Raw genomic sequence first — 15484 nt, 5'->3', positions numbered from 1 at the left:
CACCCTGACTACGCAGCAGATTTCTACGTTCCGAGACCTTGGGATCCTTCCCGAGACCGCCGAAGCCCTCGAGGCCGTCGGCATCATCAATCCCTTCCCCATCCAGGAGATGACGCTCCCCGTAGCGCTCTCCGGCACCGACGTCATCGGCCAGGCCAAGACCGGCACCGGCAAGACGCTCGGCTTCGGGCTTCCGCTCCTCGAGCGCGTCACCGTGCCCGCGGACGTCGAGGCGGGCCGGGCGCAGCCCGAGCAGCTGACCGACGCCCCGCAGGCGCTCGTCGTCGTCCCCACCCGTGAGCTGTGCCAGCAGGTCACGAACGACCTGCTGACCGCCGGCAAGGTGCGCAATGTGCGCGTCCTCGCCATATACGGCGGCCGTGCCTACGAGCCGCAGGTCGAGGCGCTCAAGAAGGGCATCGACGTCGTCGTCGGCACCCCGGGCCGTCTCCTCGACCTCGCGGGCCAGAAGAAGCTCAACCTGAAGCACATCAAGTCCCTGGTCCTCGACGAGGCCGACGAGATGCTCGACCTGGGCTTCCTGCCCGACGTCGAGAAGATCATCAACATGCTTCCGGCGAAGCGCCAGACCATGCTGTTCTCCGCGACGATGCCCGGCGCCGTCATCGGCCTGGCCCGTCGCTACATGTCGCAGCCGACGCACATCCGCGCCACGTCGCCCGACGGCGAGGGCGCGACGGTCGCGAACACCTCGCAGCACGTCTACCGCGCGCACAACATGGACAAGCCGGAGATGGTCGCGCGCATCCTGCAGGCCGACGGCCGCGGGCTCGCGATGATCTTCTGCCGTACGAAGCGGACCGCCGCGGACATCGCCGACCAGCTGCAGAAGCGCGGCTTCGCGTCCGGCGCCGTCCACGGTGACCTCGGCCAGGGCGCGCGTGAGCAGGCCCTGCGGGCGTTCCGCAACGGCAAGGTGGACGTGCTCGTCTGCACCGACGTCGCCGCTCGCGGCATCGACGTCGAGGGTGTCACGCACGTCATCAACTACCAGTCCCCCGAGGACGAGAAGACGTACCTGCACCGCATCGGCCGTACGGGCCGCGCCGGCGCCAAGGGCATCGCGATCACGCTGGTCGACTGGGACGACATCCCGCGCTGGCAGCTGATCAACAAGGCGCTGGACCTGAAGTTCCCCGACCCGGTCGAGACGTACTCGTCGTCTCCGCACCTGTACGAGGAGCTGAACATCCCGGCCGGCACGAAGGGCGTACTGCCGCGCGCCGAGCGCACCCGGGCCGGCCTTGCCGCCGAAGAGGTCGAGGACCTCGGCGAGACCGGTGGCCGTGGCGGGCGCGGCGGCCGTGGTGGCCGCACGGCCGCTCCGGCTCCCGTCGAGGAGCGCGAGCGCGAGCCGCGTCCGGCGCGTACGACGCCGCGCCGCCGTCGCCGTATCCGTAACGGCGAGCCGGTGGCCGCCCCGACGGCGAACGAGCCGAAGACGGCTCCGGCCGAGGCGGTCGCGGCCTCCGAGGCCGTGGACGCCACGGTGGTGGAGCCGCGTACGCCGCGTCGCCGCCGTCGCACCCGTTCGGGCGCCGCGCCGGAGGCCGTCGTCGAGTCCGCCGCCGTCGTTACGGCCGAGGCTGTCGTCGACACGGTCGAGGCGCCCGAGGCCGTGGAGACCAAGCCGAAGCGCACCCGTAAGGCCGCCGTCCCCAAGGCGGCCGTCTCCGAGGAGGCCGCCGAGACCGTCGAGGCGACGGTCCCGAGGCCGCGCCGCCGCACCCGCAAGGCCGCGGAGGCCGTCGTCGACACGGTCGAGGCCGTCGAGTCGGTCGAGGCTCCTGCCCAGACCAAGCCGAAGCGCACCCGCAAGGCAGCGCCCAAGGCCGAGGCCGTGGCGGACACCGTCGAGGCGACGGAGGTCGCCGAGGCCAAGCCGAAGCGCACCCGCAAGGCCGCCGCCCCGAAGGCCACCGCCGACGCGGTCGTCGCCGAGGAGGCCGAGACCAAGCCGCGCCGCCGCACCCGCAAGACCGCGGAGGCTGTCGCCGACACGGTCGAGGCGGTCGAAGCTCCTGCGGAGACCAAGCCGAAGCGCACCCGTAAGGCCGCCGCCCCCAAGGCGACCGCCGACGCGGCTGCCGAGGTCACGGAGACGAAGCCGAAGCGCACGCGCAAGGCCGCGGCCCCCAAGGCCACCGCCGACGCGTCCGCCGAGGAGGCGCCCGCCAAGCCCCGCCGCCGCACCCGCAAGGCCGCGGAGCCGACGGAGAGCTGAGCAGGACCACGTAGCAAGCCAATGGCCCGGCACCCGCGAAAGCGGGTGCCGGGCCATTGGTGTTCACGGTCACGGAGGCCGCAAAGAGCCCCGCCCCGCCCCGAATGACCCGCGGCGGCGCTGCGGTTAGCCTCGTCGCATGAGTCGGCCTCCCGTTTTCGTCCCGCCGCCCGGCGCCGTCGCCCACGTTCTTCGGACCGAGCGCGGCGACTTCGCCGCCATCAGTGCCGGTCCGCAGGACGCCGGGCACACCGGCACCGCCCTCCTGCTGCCCGGGTTCACCGGCAGCAAGGAGGACTTCATCGCCCTGCACATACCGCTCGCCGCCGCCGGGTACCGCACGGTCGCCGTGGACGGGCGCGGGCAGTACGAGTCGACGGGACCGCTCGACGACGAATCCCCTTACGCACAGCGGGAGTTGGCCCGCGATGTGCTCGCACAGGCAGCCGCCGTGGACGACGGGACGCCGCTGCATCTGGTGGGGCACTCGCTCGGCGGGCAGATCGCCCGGGCCGCCGTGCTGATCGACGCGACGCCGTTCGCCTCGCTCACCCTCATGTCCTCGGGCCCGGCCCAGATCTCGCCGTCGCAGCAGGAGCGCGTCAAGCTGCTGCGGGACGCGCTCGCCGTGCTCGACATGGCGCGGGTTTGGGACGCGATGCAGGCGCTCGACGCCCCGGAGGATACGGACGCCCCGGGAGCGGGCGCGGACGACGACGCCGCCCTGCGGCACCGCTGGCTGCTCAACAGTCCGGCGCAGCTCATCGCGACCGGCCGCCAGTTGTGCACAGAGCCCGACCTGGTCGACGAGCTGGCGGCCGTCCGGCTGCCCAAGCACGTGCTGTCGGGCGAGCGCGACGACACCTGGCCGGTGCAGCTCCTCGACTCGATGGCCGTACGCCTGACGGCCCGCAGGACCGTCATCGCGGACGCGGAGCACTCCCCGAACACGGACCGCCCCCAGGCGACCGCGGCGGCCCTGGCGGAGTTCTGGGACCTGCACCCGCCCGTGGTCTAGCCGAGGTCCAGCCGGCGGCCGCCGCCGTACTAGTACTGCGCCTGGAGATGGCTCCAGAAGCCGTCCCGCAGGGCGCGCCGCAGATCGGACTGCCCCCGCAGCGAGTACTGCAGCAGGGCCTCCGCCTCGACGAGCAGCTCCTGATCGACGGGCCCGGGCAGATACGGGTGCCCCGGCAGCAGCTCCACCAGCGCCTCCCTGCCGCGCGCGGCGAGCCACTTCGCGGCGACCTGCGCGCCGACGAAGCGCACGTCCTCCCGCGAGGGGCGGGGCGTGCCCGCGTTCTCGTACGTCGCCGTGGCGGTGCGCCGTGACACGTACGGCTTGAAGAACGCCAGGTCGAACGTGCGCTGGCTGTCGACCTCCCACCGGAGCGGGTCCGCCTGGTTGGGGCCCTCGGGCGCCTCGATGCCCCACAGGTGGACGCGTGCGCCGTAGCCCTGCGCGGCCTCGACCGCGGAGACGAGGTCCTCGTCCCCGCCGATGAGCGCGGCGTCGCTGATGGCGCGGTGCCGGGCGAGCGACTCCAGGTCCGTGCGGATCAGGGAGTCGACGCCCTTCTGCTGGTTGTTGGCGTTGAGGTTGCCGAGCCTGACCTTCACGTCGGGCAGCTCGGCGATCGACTGCTGCTCGTTCGTGTGGATGCGGCGCCGGGCGCCGTCGTACCAGTAGACGCGCAGCAGCCGGCTGTCCGCGAAGATCGTGCGGGCCTTGTCGATGAGGGCGTCGACGATCCCTTCGGCGTCCAGGTCGAAGGCTCTGCGGTCCTCGGTCCCGGTGGCGAGGCGGCCGGCGGCGGCGTAGAGGTATCCGGCGTCCACGAAGATCGCGTGGGTGGACGGGGTCTTGGCCACTTCGGCGAGCATGCGCGTGAGCAGCTCGTTCGTACGGTCGAGCTCCGCGCGGATGGCCGTCAGGTCGTCGTTCATATGCGGCCCATTGTCCCGGCCGTCACGCTGCGAACACAACCGGTCCCGCTACCCGCGGGTAATTAGCCTCGCGAAAAATTTCCTTAGCGTAGGGAATGTTTGCTGGAGGCAACCCGTTGATCCCTATAGAACGCGGGGCGCTGAAGCCACGCAATCCACTCTTAACGGTCAGGCAACCGCCTGGCCGTTCGTCGGGGCAAGACTGTTGCCCCGTACCAGTAGTTCTCCTCCAGGAGGATGACCAGACGAAGGGAGAAGCGGGTATGCGCTTCGAAATCATGCGACTCGACGATGTCGACGGAACCGCCGTGGACAGCACCGTCGTGGACGCCGCCTCCGTCAACCGGATCGTTCAGCAGGCGGCTGCCATAGGGCAGCGCCTCTACATCCGCCCGGCCGAGTCGCCGGCCTCGTAACGCGACGACGACTCCTGATGCACCGTACGTAATCGAATAACACGCTTCAGAGCCCCCGTACGAGATCGATCCGTACGGGGGCTCTTTTGCGTGCGCGGGGCGGGGGCTCGGCGTCAGGAGCCCTGGATCACCTGCGTCACGCCGTTGATGATCTGCTGCACGGCGATCGCGGAGAGCATCATGCCCGCGAGGCGCGTCACCAGGACCACGCCGCCGTCCTTGATGACGCGGATGATCAGCAGCGAGTAGCGCATCACGAACCACAGGACGACGTGGATGGCGACGATCGCCGCCCACACCGACACCTGCGTCGCGGCGCTGTCCGCCTTCTGCACGGCGAGGATGACGGACACGATCGCGCCGGGGCCCGCGAGCAGCGGCATGCCGAGCGGCACGAGCGCGACGTTCACGTCCTTGGTCTGCTTCGGTTCGTCGGTCTTGCCGGTGAGCAGGTCGAGCGCGATGAGAAGCAGCAGCAGCCCGCCCGCGATCATGAGCGCGGGGACGGAGACATGCAGGTAGTCGAGGATCTGGTGGCCCAGGAGCCCGAACACCGCGATGACGCCGAAGGCGACACAGACGGCCTGGAAGGCCATCCGCTTCTGCACCTTGGCGGGCCGGCCCGCGGTGAGCGCGAGGAAGATCGGGGTGATCCCAGGGGGGTCCATGATCACGAACAGCGTGAGAAAAAGGGATCCGAAAACAGCGACATCGAACACGGGTGGCCTTGCGAGAGGGAGGTGGATGCAGCGGGGATCTCCCCAGCTGTGGGCAGGCGTTCCCCACGGCGGAACGGGTGGGCACAGCCCCGGTACCGGGTGCCGTACGGGTGGCTCAGGGGTCAGCCCCTGTATCCGCCGGCCCCCGGCACGGGAAACGCCCCGGTCGCCCGGCGCGTGATCTCCCCGTACACCTCGGGGTCGGTGGTGAACTCGCCGAGTACGCACGTCTTCCGGCTGCCGTGGTAGTCGGAGGAGCCCGTGGCCAGGAGGCCGAGGTCGGCGGCGAGGCCGCGCAGGCGGGCCCGCGTGGCCGGTTCGTGGTCCATGTGGTCGGTCTCGATGCCGTCGAGTCCGGCCGCGGCCAGGTCCGCTATCACCGACTCGGGCACCACTTGTCCGCGCTTGACGGCCGCCGGGTGCGCGAAGACGGTGACCCCGCCCGCGGCCTTGACCAGGCGGATCGCGTCGAAGGGGTCGAGCTCGTGCTTGCCGACGTACGCGCGGCCGCCGTCGGCGAGCCAGTCGGGCGTGAAGGCGTCGGAGACGGATCCGACGACGCCGAGTTCGACGAGGGCCTGCGCGACGTGCGGGCGGCCGACGGACCCCTCGCCGGCGATGCGGGCGACCTGTTCCCAGGTCACGGGCACGCCGAGGTCCTGGAGCTTGGTGACCATGCCCTGCGCGCGCGGCACCCGGTCGTCCCGTACGAGCTCGCGCTCGCGCAGCAGCTCGGGCTCGTCGGGGTCGAAAAGGTAGGCCAGCATGTGCAGGCCCACGCCGTTGAGACGGCACGAGAGTTCGGCGCCGGTGACGAGCGTGAGTCCGGCCGGCAGCGCGGCGACGGCCTCCGCGTACCCGCGGCTCGTGTCGTGGTCGGTGAGCGCGACGACGTCCAGACCGGCGGCGGCCGCGCCCCGGACCAGTTCGGCCGGGGTGTCCGTGCCGTCGGAGGCGGTGGAGTGGGTGTGCAGATCGATGCGCACGCGCGTACTCCAGGCTCTGAACGGACGGAAGGGGACGCTCAAGGATAACGGGGATCCGGAGCGCTCCTGTCACCGTCGTCCCCCGGTATGACCCCTTACGTGAGGATGCGTGGCGACAGCGCGCCGCAGGGCACCAGGTCGACCTCGGCGCCCACGTCGCGCAGATCGGTCAGAACCAGCTCGTCGTACATCAGGAGCCCGGTCTGCTCGGGCCACACGATCGCCCACACCCACAGGCCGCGCGCCTCGCCCGCGAAGACCGCGCGGTCGTCGGGGGTGCCGGCGACGTGCCACATCGGGGTCGGACGTCCGGCGGCCAGGAGCTTGACCTGGGGCGGCTTCTCGACGTTCATGTACGGGCCGGGGTCGGGGCCGTCGATGCCCGCGTACCGGGCGCCGAGGCCGACGCCGAGCTCCTCCGCGACGAGCAGCATCTCCCCCACGCCGCCGAGCGGTCCGGGGCCCGAGCACGCCACCGCGGTCGCCCTGCCGCCCGTGCGGTCGTCGCCCGCGCTGACCACTCCGGTGAACAGCCACCCGACGGGCAGCGGCCAGGGCATCCACACCGGCACCTGGGTGCGGTGCACGACGACGCTGAGTGCCTCGACGCTGGGCGGGATCACGGGCTGCAGCGGATGGACCGCCCCGTGTACGTCGCACTGCCAGGAGTCGGAGAAGAGGCCGGGAGCCCTGACCCGGCCACCACACTTCGGGCAACTGGGTTCGCCCCTCATAAGCCCCAACGGTCCTCCCCGACTCCCACTCCGTCAAGGACGATCACTCTTCCGGGGGCGGGACCGCGCAGCACCTTCTCGGAAAAATTAGATGCAGTATGCAGTAGTTAGCTGGGCTAATTTATTGCGTGGGTGATTGCGTGTGTAGGTCAGCGCTCTCCGTGCGAACTACGCGGGCTGGTCACTGGTCGAGCGGAACGGACTTGCGCAGCGGATCGCGCAGGTCCGTTCCGCTGTTCAGCCACTTCTCCTCGAGGGCGGCAGCGCCGTGCACCCGTTTCCACGCCGCCTCGTTCTGCGTCATCGGCAGCAGCGGCAGAAACCGTACGGGATCCAGCGGATCGTCCAGTTCCAGGTCCTCCACCATGCCCCCTGACTCCGCGACGAGCACCGACGTGAACGGGGCGCCGGGCCACAGGGGTTCACCCACGTCGAGCGAGGCGCCCGCGGCCACGATGACGCCCTCGACCTGCGGCGACGCGGCGAGTACGGCAAGCGGGCGCAGCACCTTGTCGGTGTCGGCGCGGCCGGTGCGCACCGACAGCACGAGTTCCGCGCGCGGGCCCTTGAGCGGGTCGGCGAGCGCGGACGTCGGGTCGGCCATGGGGGCGGCCGACATACCGAGCGTGGCGTAGCGCGCGAGGCCGGTGTCCGCCGCGTCCGTGAAGCGCAGCACCTCGATGCGGTCGGTGCCGAGGAACGTGACCGCGGCGCGCGCGTCCGGTTCACCGAGGGCCGTACGGAGTCGGGCCTCGACCAGAGCAAGAACATCTCCCATGTCGCGAGCATAGAACTCGCATCCCATGGGTAGAGGGTGGGCTCGCTTCTTCAGTCGGCTGATAGTCTTGGCCGCTGGCAGGGGCAGCACGCCAAGCGTTGCTTTCAAGCCCCTGACCTATATGCGTCCCCTGCGAGGGATGAGACGTCGTCCCTCACGGGGGACCGGCTGGAGGAGGTGGGGCTGCAATGGATCGAAGTCGACCGTGCAGTACTACCCGCTCTTCCGGCCACTGAGCCGCATTTTCCCGGCTTTCCGCGCACGCTCCAGTCTTTCTGCGCACCACGGAAGAGCACTTCGTTTCCGCCTGATCTGAATCAGTAGCGAAGCCGCCACCGCGCCGGTCGCGGTGCTCCCCGCTTTGTGGACGTGCACACAGGATCCGCAGTCAGGACGTCCTCATTCCGGTTAGCGCCGACCCGTATGGCCACACGGCGGCTCCCGCCCGCGAAGGAGCCTGCCCATGTCGATGATCCGTGACCTGCGTGCCGCTGTCCGCCCCGCGCCGCGCGAGACCGGCAGCACGTCAGCCCCGTACGACACCACCCGCGACCCGTCGACGTCCACGGCCGTCGTCGACTGCGCCGTCTACCGCGACGGCGCCCGCGTCCGCGACAACGACTGCCTGACGCCCCGCGGCGCGATCAGCAAGGCGCGCCGCGAGGGCGGCTTCGCCTGGATCGGGCTGCACGAGCCGACCGAGTCCGAATTCGCCGGTATCGCGGCCGAGTTCGGGCTCCACCCGCTCGCCGTCGAGGACGCCGTCCACGCCCACCAGCGCCCCAAGCTGGAGCGCTACGACGACACCCTGTTCACCGTCTTCAAGACCATCCACTACGTCGAGCACGCCGAACTCACCGCGACCAGCGAGGTCGTGGAGACCGGCGAGGTGATGTGCTTCACCGGGCGGGACTTCTTCATCACCGTCCGGCACGGCGGCCAGGGCTCGTTGCGGGCGCTGCGGCACCGGCTCCAGGACGACCCCGAGCTGCTCGCCAAGGGCCCGTCCGCCGTCCTGCACGCCATCGCGGACCACGTCGTCGACGGCTATCTCGCCGTCGCCGACGCGATGCAGGACGACATCGACGAGGTCGAGACGGACGTCTTCTCGCAGACGGGCAAGGGCGCTCCGCGCGGCACCGACGCCGGGCGGATCTACCAGCTCAAGCGCGAAGTCCTGGAGTTCAAGCGGGCGGTGGCGCCGCTCCAGCGGCCCATGCAACTGCTGAGCGAGCGGCCGATGCGGCTCGTCGACCCGGACATCCAGAAGTACTTCCGTGACGTCGCCGACCACCTCGCGCGCGTGCAGGAGCAGGTCGTCGGCTTCGACGAACTGCTCAACTCCATCCTCCAGGCCAACCTCGCCCAGGCGTCCGTCGCGCAGAACGAGGACATGCGCAAGATCACCTCCTGGGCGGCGATCATCGCCGTACCGACGATGGTCTGTGGCGTCTACGGGATGAACTTCGAGCACATGCCGGAGCTCCACTGGCGGTTCGGCTACCCGCTCGTCCTCGGTGTCACGGTCGGCGCCTGTTTCGCGATCCACCGCATCCTGAAGCGGAACGGGTGGCTCTGAACCGCACGGATAGGCTGACGCCATGACGGATCAGGCCAGCCCCTCTCCCGACCACCACCCCTCGACGAGCCGCTCCGCGGCATCCCTGCTGATGGACCGGGCCCTCGTCGAGGAGGCCACCAAGAAGTCGGGCCTCATCTGGGTACGAGGTGCCTCCGGCCCCGAGCGCGCCCTGTGGCACGTGTGGCACGAGGGCGCGGCGAACCTGGTCGGCGACGGGCCCGGCGAGCAGCCGCTGCCCGGCCTCACCGACGGCGGGGTGGCGACCGTCACCGTGCGCAGCAAGGACAAGGGCGGGCGCCTCGTGGGCTGGACGGCCGGCGTCGTCGAGCTTGCCCCGCACTCCGAGGGCTGGGAGGCGGCTGTCGCCGAGCTGAAGGGCAAGCGCCTGAACGCGCCGGACGGCGAGGCGATGCCGGAGCGCTGGGCACGCGAGTGCCGGGTGCTCCGCCTGGAGCCGACGGGGTCCACGGTCCCGCCGTCGTCCGACGCGCTGGCCGCCGCACCGCTCGCCACCACGGCAACCACCCGCCGCGAGGCCCCCGCGGCACTCCCCCACCTCCTGCTCCGCCGCAAGCGGCGCGGGAAGTAAGGGCCGTTTCAAGAGGGCCTCAGGACGTCGGGAGCTGGGCCCCGTAGTCCACCATCTCGCCCTTGCCCGGCTCGCGGAGCGTGAAGTCCTTGCCCCAGTCGGTGAGTTGGAGCGTGCCGGCGCCGCCCGCCCGCTCCAGACGCAGCGGGTACGGGGTGCCCTCAAGGGAGACGTCGAGCGTGCCGCCTGCGCCCTTGTCGCCGGTGAGTTCGACCGTGCGTACGCCGTCCGACGAGCCCCGGTCGCCCTTCTCCACCTTGCCGTGGAGCGTGAGCAGGCCGTCCAGGAGCGCGCCCTTGACGGTGAAGCCGCTCAGGCGTTTGTAGGCCGGGTCGCCCTGCGGGACCTTGACGTACTTGCCGTCGAGCTTGTCCGCGGCGGCCGAGTCCCCCTGCGCCGTGCTGCCTGAACCCTTGCTGTCCTGGTGCGTCCAGAAGTCCGCGTCGGCCTTGAGGAACAGATGCTCCTTGACCCGCAGCAGCTGGAAGGTCCGGCCGCCCGTCGTGACGGATCCCGTGCCGCCCTCGTCCTTGAGCCGCATGTCGATCTTGTACGAGTGTCCGCTGCTGACGACCGTGCCGGACAGATGCACGGCCCCGGCACCCTGCGCGGCCTTGACGGTGCGGCTCTGGATCTTCGGGGCGGTCAGTTTGGCGACGCCGTTCGTGCCCGCGTCCGGATCCTCGCTGCTGCACGCCGCGAGCCCGAGGCACATCACTCCCACCAGAAAGATCCCAGGGGAACGGCGGGCCAGGGGAAGTACGGTCACGGCTCGCGCTACCTCTCGTACGACGTCTTGCTCGGCGGCAGAACGGCAGCGTACCCGTGTCACCTGCGGTGAACGGAGCCAGTCCGTCCGGACGCAGCGCAAAGGCGCACCTGACCGGGACGGGCTAGCCTGAAACACACCTTCAGGACACATGCGGATGTAAAGGAGGCGCGGCGCATGGCGGCAGGCGCCCCCAGGATCTTCGTGTCGCATCTCTCCGGCATCGCCGTCTTCGACCCCAACGGCGACATGGTGGGGCGCGTGCGCGATCTCGTCGCCATGCTGCGCGTCGGCCGCCGCCCGCCCCGGCTGCTCGGGCTCGTCGTGGAGCTCTCCACGCGGCGCCACATCTTCCTGCCGATGACCCGCGTCACCGGCATCGAGTCCGGCCAGGTCATCACCACCGGCGTACTGAACGTGCGGCGCTTCGAGCAGCGGCCCACCGAGCGGCTCGTCCTCGGCGAGATGCTCGACCGGCGGGTGCGGCTCGTCGAGTCCGGTGAGGAGGTGACGGTCCTTGACGTCTCCGTCCAGCAGTTGCCGGCGCGCAGGGACTGGGAGATCGACCGGGTCTTCGTACGGAAGGGCAAGGGCGGCGGCGCGTTCCGCCGTGCCAAGGGCGAGACGCTCACCGTCGAGTGGTCGGCCGTCGACGGGTTCTCACTGGAGGAGCACGGGCAGGGCGCCGAGAACCTCCTCGCCACGTTCGAGCAGCTGCGCCCGGCCGACCTGGCCAATGTCCTGCACCACCTCTCCCCCAAGCGCCGCGCCGAGGTCGCGTCGGCCCTCTCGAACGAGCGGCTCGCGGACGTCCTGGAGGAGCTGCCCGAGGACGACCAGATCGAGATCCTCGGCAAGCTCAAGGAGGAGCGCGCCGCCGACGTCCTGGAGGAGATGGACCCGGACGACGCGGCCGACCTGCTCGGTGAGCTGCCGGAGGACGACAAGGAGCGGCTGCTCGCGCTGATGCAGCCCTCGGACGCGGCCGACGTGCGGCGCCTGATGGCGTACGAGGACAACACGGCGGGCGGTCTGATGACGACCGAGCCGATCGTGCTGCGGCCCGACGCGACCGTCGCCGACGCGCTGGCCCGGGTCCGCAACCCCGACCTCTCCCCCGCGCTGGCCGCGCAGGTGTACGTGTGCCGGCCGCCGGACGAGACGCCCACCGGCAAGTACCTCGGCACGGTGCACTTCCAGCGGCTGCTGCGCGACCCCCCGTACACGCTCGTCTCCTCGATGCTCGACGAGGACCTCCAGGCCCTCGCGCCGTCCGCCGCGCTCCCGGTCGTCGCCGGGTTCTTCGCGACCTACGACATGGTGGCGGCGCCCGTCGTCGACGAGAGCGGCTCGCTGCTCGGCGCGGTCACTGTGGACGACGTCCTCGACCACATGCTGCCGCAGGACTGGCGCGAGCAGGAGTTCCACCTGGCCGACGGGGAGGTGAGCCATGGCGCCGGCTGAGCGGGACGGCCGTCCCGAGGCCGCGCGGGCGCCGCGCTTCCGGCTCGACCTGCCGCGCCCCCCGCGCCGCAAGCTGCTGCCCGACTACGACCCGGAGGCCTTCGGACGCCTCTCGGAGCGGATCGCGCGCTTCCTGGGGACGGGCCGGTTCATCGTCTGGATGACGGTGATCATCATCGCGTGGGTCGTGTGGAACGTCTCGGCGCCGGGCAGTCTGCGCTTCGACCAGTACCCGTTCATCTTCCTGACCCTGATGCTCTCGCTCCAGGCCTCGTACGCCGCTCCGCTCATCCTGCTCGCGCAGAACCGGCAGGACGACCGCGACAAGGTCAACCTCGAACAGGACCGCAAGCAGAACGAGCGGTCCATCGCCGACACCGAGTACCTCAGCCGCGAGGTCGCCGCCCTGCGCATGGGCCTCGGCGAGGTCGCCACCCGCGACTGGATCCGCTCCGAACTCCAGGACCTTCTCAAGGAGCTGGAGGACCAGCGCGTCACCTTCCCGGCGGGCTCTTCTGCCGCCGCGGCTCACCGACGTGACGTAGACGACCGCTGACAGGGCTTTCCGGACCGGGGTTACCGCGCCGTACTATCGGCGTATGGCTACGGAAGACGCGGTGCGCGAAGCACTGGCGACGGTGAACGACCCCGAGATCCAGCGACCCATCACCGAGCTGGGGATGGTCAAATCTGTGGAGATCGGCGCGGATGGCGCGGTCGCGGTCACCGTGTACCTCACCGTCTCCGGCTGCCCCATGCGCGAGACCATCACGAAAAACGTGACCGACGCGGTCGCGGCCGTCGAGGGCGTCACGCGCGTCGACGTCACGCTGGACGTGATGGGCGACGAGCAGCGCAAGGAGCTCGCCGCCGCGCTGCGCGGCGGCACGGCCGAGCGCGAGGTGCCCTTCGCCAAGCCCGGCTCGCTGACCCGTGTGTACGCGGTGGCGTCCGGCAAGGGCGGCGTCGGCAAGTCCTCGGTGACGGTGAACCTCGCGGCCGCGATGGCCGCCGACGGCCTGAAGGTCGGCGTCGTGGACGCCGACATCTACGGCCACAGCGTGCCGCGCATGCTGGGCGCCGAAGGCCGTCCCACCCAGGTCGAGAACATGATCATGCCGCCGTCGGCGAACGGCGTGAAGGTCATCTCGATCGGCATGTTCACGCCGGGCAACGCGCCGGTCGTGTGGCGCGGCCCGATGCTGCACCGCGCGCTCCAGCAGTTCCTCGCCGACGTCTTCTGGGGCGACCTGGACGTCCTGCTCCTCGACCTGCCGCCGGGCACGGGCGACATCGCGATCTCCGTCGCGCAGCTCGTGCCGAACGCGGAGATCCTCGTCGTCACGACGCCCCAGCAGGCGGCGGCCGAGGTCGCCGAGCGCGCCGGCTCCATCGCGGTCCAGACCCACCAGAAGATCGTCGGCGTCGTCGAGAACATGGCGGGGCTGCCGTGCCCGCACTGCGGCGAGATGGTCGACGTGTTCGGCACGGGCGGCGGCGAGCGCGTCGCCGAGGGCCTCACGCGGACGACCGGGGCGAACGTCCCGGTGCTCGGCTCCATCCCGATCGACGTCCGGCTGCGCGAGGGCGGCGACGAGGGCAAGCCGGTGGTCCTCACCGACCCCGACTCCCCCGCGGGCTCGGCCCTGCGCGCCATCGCCGGCAAGCTGGGCGGCCGCGCGCGCGGCCTGTCGGGCATGTCGCTGGGAATCACCCCGCGCAACAAGTTCTGACCCGCTGGGCTTAAGCCGATGGGGCACGGTCATCGCGACCGTGCCCCATCGGCATACTCGGAGCCCCTACGCCTCGTAGGCGCCGATGTCCTTGATCACCGAGAATCCGAGGCCGTACGCGCTCATGCCGCGCCCGTACGCCCCCAGGTGCACGCCCCCCTGCGTCGACCCGGCGAGGACCCAGCCGAACTCCGACTCCCTGTAGTGGAACGGCATCGGGACGCCGTCCACCGGCAGGGACAGCGACGTCCAGTCCGCGCTCCCGAGGTCGTCCGCGAGGGTCCACGCCGTCTCGGTCTGCTGGTCCAGCCAGTCGTCGCGCAGGGTGTGGTCCATCTGCCCCGGCCACGTGACGTTGAGCAGGCCGACTCCGGCGAGCCAGGCCGCCGAGGAGACCGAGGTCGCCTCAAGGACACCCGTACCGTCGGCGCTGCGCCGCACGGGGCTGGCCGCCACGGTCACCACGACCGCGAACCGCTCCTTGTCCTCCGCGCCTTCGCTCCGCACAGTGGGCTCATCGCCGTGCCCGATGGAACCGTGCTCAACGGCGCCCTCCGCCGAGGTGCCGACCTGCATGAGCCACCGCGGTCCCGTGAACGCCTCGTCGAGGCCGTACCACGGGAAGGGCGCCAGCAGGTAGCCGTCGACCGTGCGCCGGGCCGTCAGGACCTCGGGGGCCCCTTCCGCCGCGGGCGCCTGCGCGCCTACCCGACTCGTCGTCTCCATGTACCCGGCCGCCTCCTCGCTCAGTCGGACCGCGGCGGCCCACCCCCCTCGGGCGTCCTCGCCACCGATCCGCGCAACAACAAGGCAGGATGCCACACCCGGGCAGGGCGCCCCGGGTTCCGGCAGGTGCGCGGGGCGGGTCGCCGGGGCGTTTGGGCGGGGCGGCGGGCGGCGAGTCGCGACGCCGTCAGGTTCCGTAGGCGTCAGGTTCCGTAGGCGTCAGGTCGCGTCGGCGTCAGGTCGCGTCGGCGTCGTACGGCGGGTGGTCGTCCGCCGCCGGCTTCTCCGGCTTCTTCTGCATGTCGATCTTGGCGGGAGCCGAACCGGACGACGCGGCGGCGGACCCGGAGCCGGACGAGGACTCGTCCGCGCTCTGCACGGCCTCCGTGACCTCGGCCATCTCCTTCTTCAGGTCGAAGCCGTTACGGATCTCTTTCAGCCCGAGCTCGTCGTTGTCCAGCTGCTTGCGGATGAACGTCTTCGGGTTGAGGTCCTCGAACTCGAAGTCCTTGAACTCCGGGCCCAGTTCCTCACGGATGTCCCGCTTGGCGCTGTCCGAGAACTCGCGGATCTTACGGATCGTGCGCGTCACGTCCTGAATGACCTTCGGCAGCTTGTCCGGGCCGAAGACGAGCACGGCAAGAACGACGAGCGTCAGCAGCTCGAGTGGGCCTATGTCGTTGAACACCTTGCGCTCCTAGCGTGTCCTCAGGCCCGCAGCAGGTCTCCGTGGCAGGTCTTCCGGGTTCCGGACCGGGTCCACGGTACCCGGCGTTGCTGTCCGTCCGGTAGCCAC

General features: G+C 70.9%; 16 protein-coding genes. 8 read left to right on the top strand and 8 right to left on the bottom strand.

Annotated elements, in window-relative coordinates; translation table 11 throughout:
• The first annotated feature begins 109 nt into the window (after positions 1-109).
• Positions 110-2245 (top strand): DEAD/DEAH box helicase, encoded by a 2136-nt coding sequence (locus ACY0PA_RS27325; RefSeq protein ID WP_473080247.1) that lies wholly within the window; start codon positions 110-112, stop codon positions 2243-2245.
• Positions 2246-2384: 139 nt separating this feature from the next.
• Positions 2385-3263 carry an alpha/beta fold hydrolase gene (locus ACY0PA_RS27320; RefSeq protein ID WP_473080246.1) on the top strand — a complete coding sequence of 293 codons (879 nt, stop codon included), beginning with the start codon at positions 2385-2387 and terminating at the stop codon, positions 3261-3263.
• Between the two features lie 29 nt (positions 3264-3292).
• Here ACY0PA_RS27320 and ACY0PA_RS27315 read toward each other — a convergent pair whose 3' ends face one another.
• Positions 3293-4192 (bottom strand): NYN domain-containing protein, encoded by a 900-nt coding sequence (locus ACY0PA_RS27315; RefSeq protein ID WP_473080245.1) that lies wholly within the window; start codon positions 4190-4192, stop codon positions 3293-3295.
• Between the two features lie 263 nt (positions 4193-4455).
• Between ACY0PA_RS27315 and ACY0PA_RS27310 the strand changes: the two genes are divergently transcribed.
• The gene (locus ACY0PA_RS27310) at positions 4456-4608 is read left to right on the top strand and encodes a hypothetical protein (RefSeq protein ID WP_165914635.1); all 153 of its coding nucleotides are present in this window, start codon (positions 4456-4458) and stop codon (positions 4606-4608) included.
• 113 nt (positions 4609-4721) lie between these two features.
• Here ACY0PA_RS27310 and ACY0PA_RS27305 read toward each other — a convergent pair whose 3' ends face one another.
• From ACY0PA_RS27305 to ACY0PA_RS27290, 4 genes are all read right to left on the bottom strand, one after another.
• Positions 4722-5327 (bottom strand): MarC family protein, encoded by a 606-nt coding sequence (locus ACY0PA_RS27305; RefSeq protein WP_100596641.1) that lies wholly within the window; start codon positions 5325-5327, stop codon positions 4722-4724.
• Between the two features lie 122 nt (positions 5328-5449).
• Positions 5450-6313: a PHP domain-containing protein gene (locus ACY0PA_RS27300; RefSeq protein ID WP_473080244.1), complete on the bottom strand. Its 864-nt coding sequence runs from the start codon at positions 6311-6313 to the stop codon at positions 5450-5452.
• Between the two features lie 95 nt (positions 6314-6408).
• Positions 6409-7047, bottom strand: coding sequence for a DUF6758 family protein (locus tag ACY0PA_RS27295; protein WP_473080243.1), 639 nt, complete (start codon positions 7045-7047; stop codon positions 6409-6411).
• A gap of 181 nt (positions 7048-7228) precedes the next feature.
• Positions 7229-7825 carry a suppressor of fused domain protein gene (locus ACY0PA_RS27290; RefSeq protein WP_473080242.1) on the bottom strand — a complete coding sequence of 199 codons (597 nt, stop codon included), beginning with the start codon at positions 7823-7825 and terminating at the stop codon, positions 7229-7231.
• Positions 7826-8288: 463 nt separating this feature from the next.
• On the opposite strand from ACY0PA_RS27290, the gene ACY0PA_RS27285 reads away from it, so the two are divergent.
• Both ACY0PA_RS27285 and ACY0PA_RS27280 read left to right on the top strand, forming a co-directional pair.
• Positions 8289-9404, top strand: a complete 1116-nt coding sequence (locus ACY0PA_RS27285; protein ID WP_473080241.1) for a magnesium and cobalt transport protein CorA — start codon at positions 8289-8291, stop codon at positions 9402-9404.
• Between the two features lie 22 nt (positions 9405-9426).
• On the top strand, positions 9427-9996 hold the full coding sequence (locus tag ACY0PA_RS27280) for a hypothetical protein (protein WP_473080240.1): 570 nt from the start codon (positions 9427-9429) through the stop codon (positions 9994-9996).
• 19 nt (positions 9997-10015) lie between these two features.
• Here ACY0PA_RS27280 and ACY0PA_RS27275 read toward each other — a convergent pair whose 3' ends face one another.
• Positions 10016-10765 carry a hypothetical protein gene (locus ACY0PA_RS27275; protein WP_473080239.1) on the bottom strand — a complete coding sequence of 250 codons (750 nt, stop codon included), beginning with the start codon at positions 10763-10765 and terminating at the stop codon, positions 10016-10018.
• A 177-nt stretch (positions 10766-10942) separates the two neighbouring features.
• Between ACY0PA_RS27275 and ACY0PA_RS27270 the strand changes: the two genes are divergently transcribed.
• Genes ACY0PA_RS27270 through ACY0PA_RS27260 form a run of 3 tightly spaced genes read left to right on the top strand, consistent with a single transcriptional unit; the run spans position 10943 to position 13962 of the window.
• On the top strand, positions 10943-12229 hold the full coding sequence (locus tag ACY0PA_RS27270) for a magnesium transporter MgtE N-terminal domain-containing protein (protein WP_473080238.1): 1287 nt from the start codon (positions 10943-10945) through the stop codon (positions 12227-12229).
• Complete coding sequence (locus ACY0PA_RS27265) at positions 12216-12785, top strand: DUF1003 domain-containing protein (RefSeq protein ID WP_473080237.1); 570 nt, start codon at positions 12216-12218, stop codon at positions 12783-12785. The genes ACY0PA_RS27270 and ACY0PA_RS27265 overlap by 14 nt, the downstream gene beginning before the upstream one ends.
• Before the next feature lie 43 nt (positions 12786-12828).
• Positions 12829-13962, top strand: a complete 1134-nt coding sequence (locus ACY0PA_RS27260) for an Mrp/NBP35 family ATP-binding protein (RefSeq protein ID WP_326774235.1) — start codon at positions 12829-12831, stop codon at positions 13960-13962.
• Positions 13963-14028: 66 nt separating this feature from the next.
• On the opposite strand, the gene ACY0PA_RS27255 is transcribed toward ACY0PA_RS27260, so the two are convergent.
• Both ACY0PA_RS27255 and ACY0PA_RS27250 read right to left on the bottom strand, forming a co-directional pair.
• Positions 14029-14688 carry a hypothetical protein gene (locus ACY0PA_RS27255; RefSeq protein ID WP_473080236.1) on the bottom strand — a complete coding sequence of 220 codons (660 nt, stop codon included), beginning with the start codon at positions 14686-14688 and terminating at the stop codon, positions 14029-14031.
• A 235-nt stretch (positions 14689-14923) separates the two neighbouring features.
• Positions 14924-15376 (bottom strand): sec-independent translocase, encoded by a 453-nt coding sequence (locus ACY0PA_RS27250; protein WP_329570592.1) that lies wholly within the window; start codon positions 15374-15376, stop codon positions 14924-14926.
• Positions 15377-15484: the final 108 nt, after the last annotated feature.

The sequence above is a fragment of the Streptomyces sp. DS1-CR2 genome, from assembly GCF_055760475.1.
The sequence above is the reverse complement of the archived record's forward strand: the minus strand, read 5'-3'. Positions and strand labels throughout refer to the sequence as shown.

Coding starts and splice junctions, on each gene's coding strand:
- ACY0PA_RS27325 (WP_473080247.1), top strand. CDS start 110: ATGACGCTCCCCGTAGCGCTCTCCGGCACCGACGTCATCGGCCAGGCC.
- ACY0PA_RS27320 (WP_473080246.1), top strand. CDS start 2,385: ATGAGTCGGCCTCCCGTTTTCGTCCCGCCGCCCGGCGCCGTCGCCCAC.
- ACY0PA_RS27315 (WP_473080245.1), bottom strand. CDS start 4,192: ATGAACGACGACCTGACGGCCATCCGCGCGGAGCTCGACCGTACGAAC.
- ACY0PA_RS27310 (WP_165914635.1), top strand. CDS start 4,456: ATGCGCTTCGAAATCATGCGACTCGACGATGTCGACGGAACCGCCGTG.
- ACY0PA_RS27295 (WP_473080243.1), bottom strand. CDS start 7,047: ATGAGGGGCGAACCCAGTTGCCCGAAGTGTGGTGGCCGGGTCAGGGCT.
- ACY0PA_RS27290 (WP_473080242.1), bottom strand. CDS start 7,825: ATGGGAGATGTTCTTGCTCTGGTCGAGGCCCGACTCCGTACGGCCCTC.
- ACY0PA_RS27285 (WP_473080241.1), top strand. CDS start 8,289: ATGTCGATGATCCGTGACCTGCGTGCCGCTGTCCGCCCCGCGCCGCGC.
- ACY0PA_RS27280 (WP_473080240.1), top strand. CDS start 9,427: ATGACGGATCAGGCCAGCCCCTCTCCCGACCACCACCCCTCGACGAGC.
- ACY0PA_RS27270 (WP_473080238.1), top strand. CDS start 10,943: ATGGCGGCAGGCGCCCCCAGGATCTTCGTGTCGCATCTCTCCGGCATC.
- ACY0PA_RS27265 (WP_473080237.1), top strand. CDS start 12,216: ATGGCGCCGGCTGAGCGGGACGGCCGTCCCGAGGCCGCGCGGGCGCCG.
- ACY0PA_RS27260 (WP_326774235.1), top strand. CDS start 12,829: ATGGCTACGGAAGACGCGGTGCGCGAAGCACTGGCGACGGTGAACGAC.
- ACY0PA_RS27255 (WP_473080236.1), bottom strand. CDS start 14,688: ATGGAGACGACGAGTCGGGTAGGCGCGCAGGCGCCCGCGGCGGAAGGG.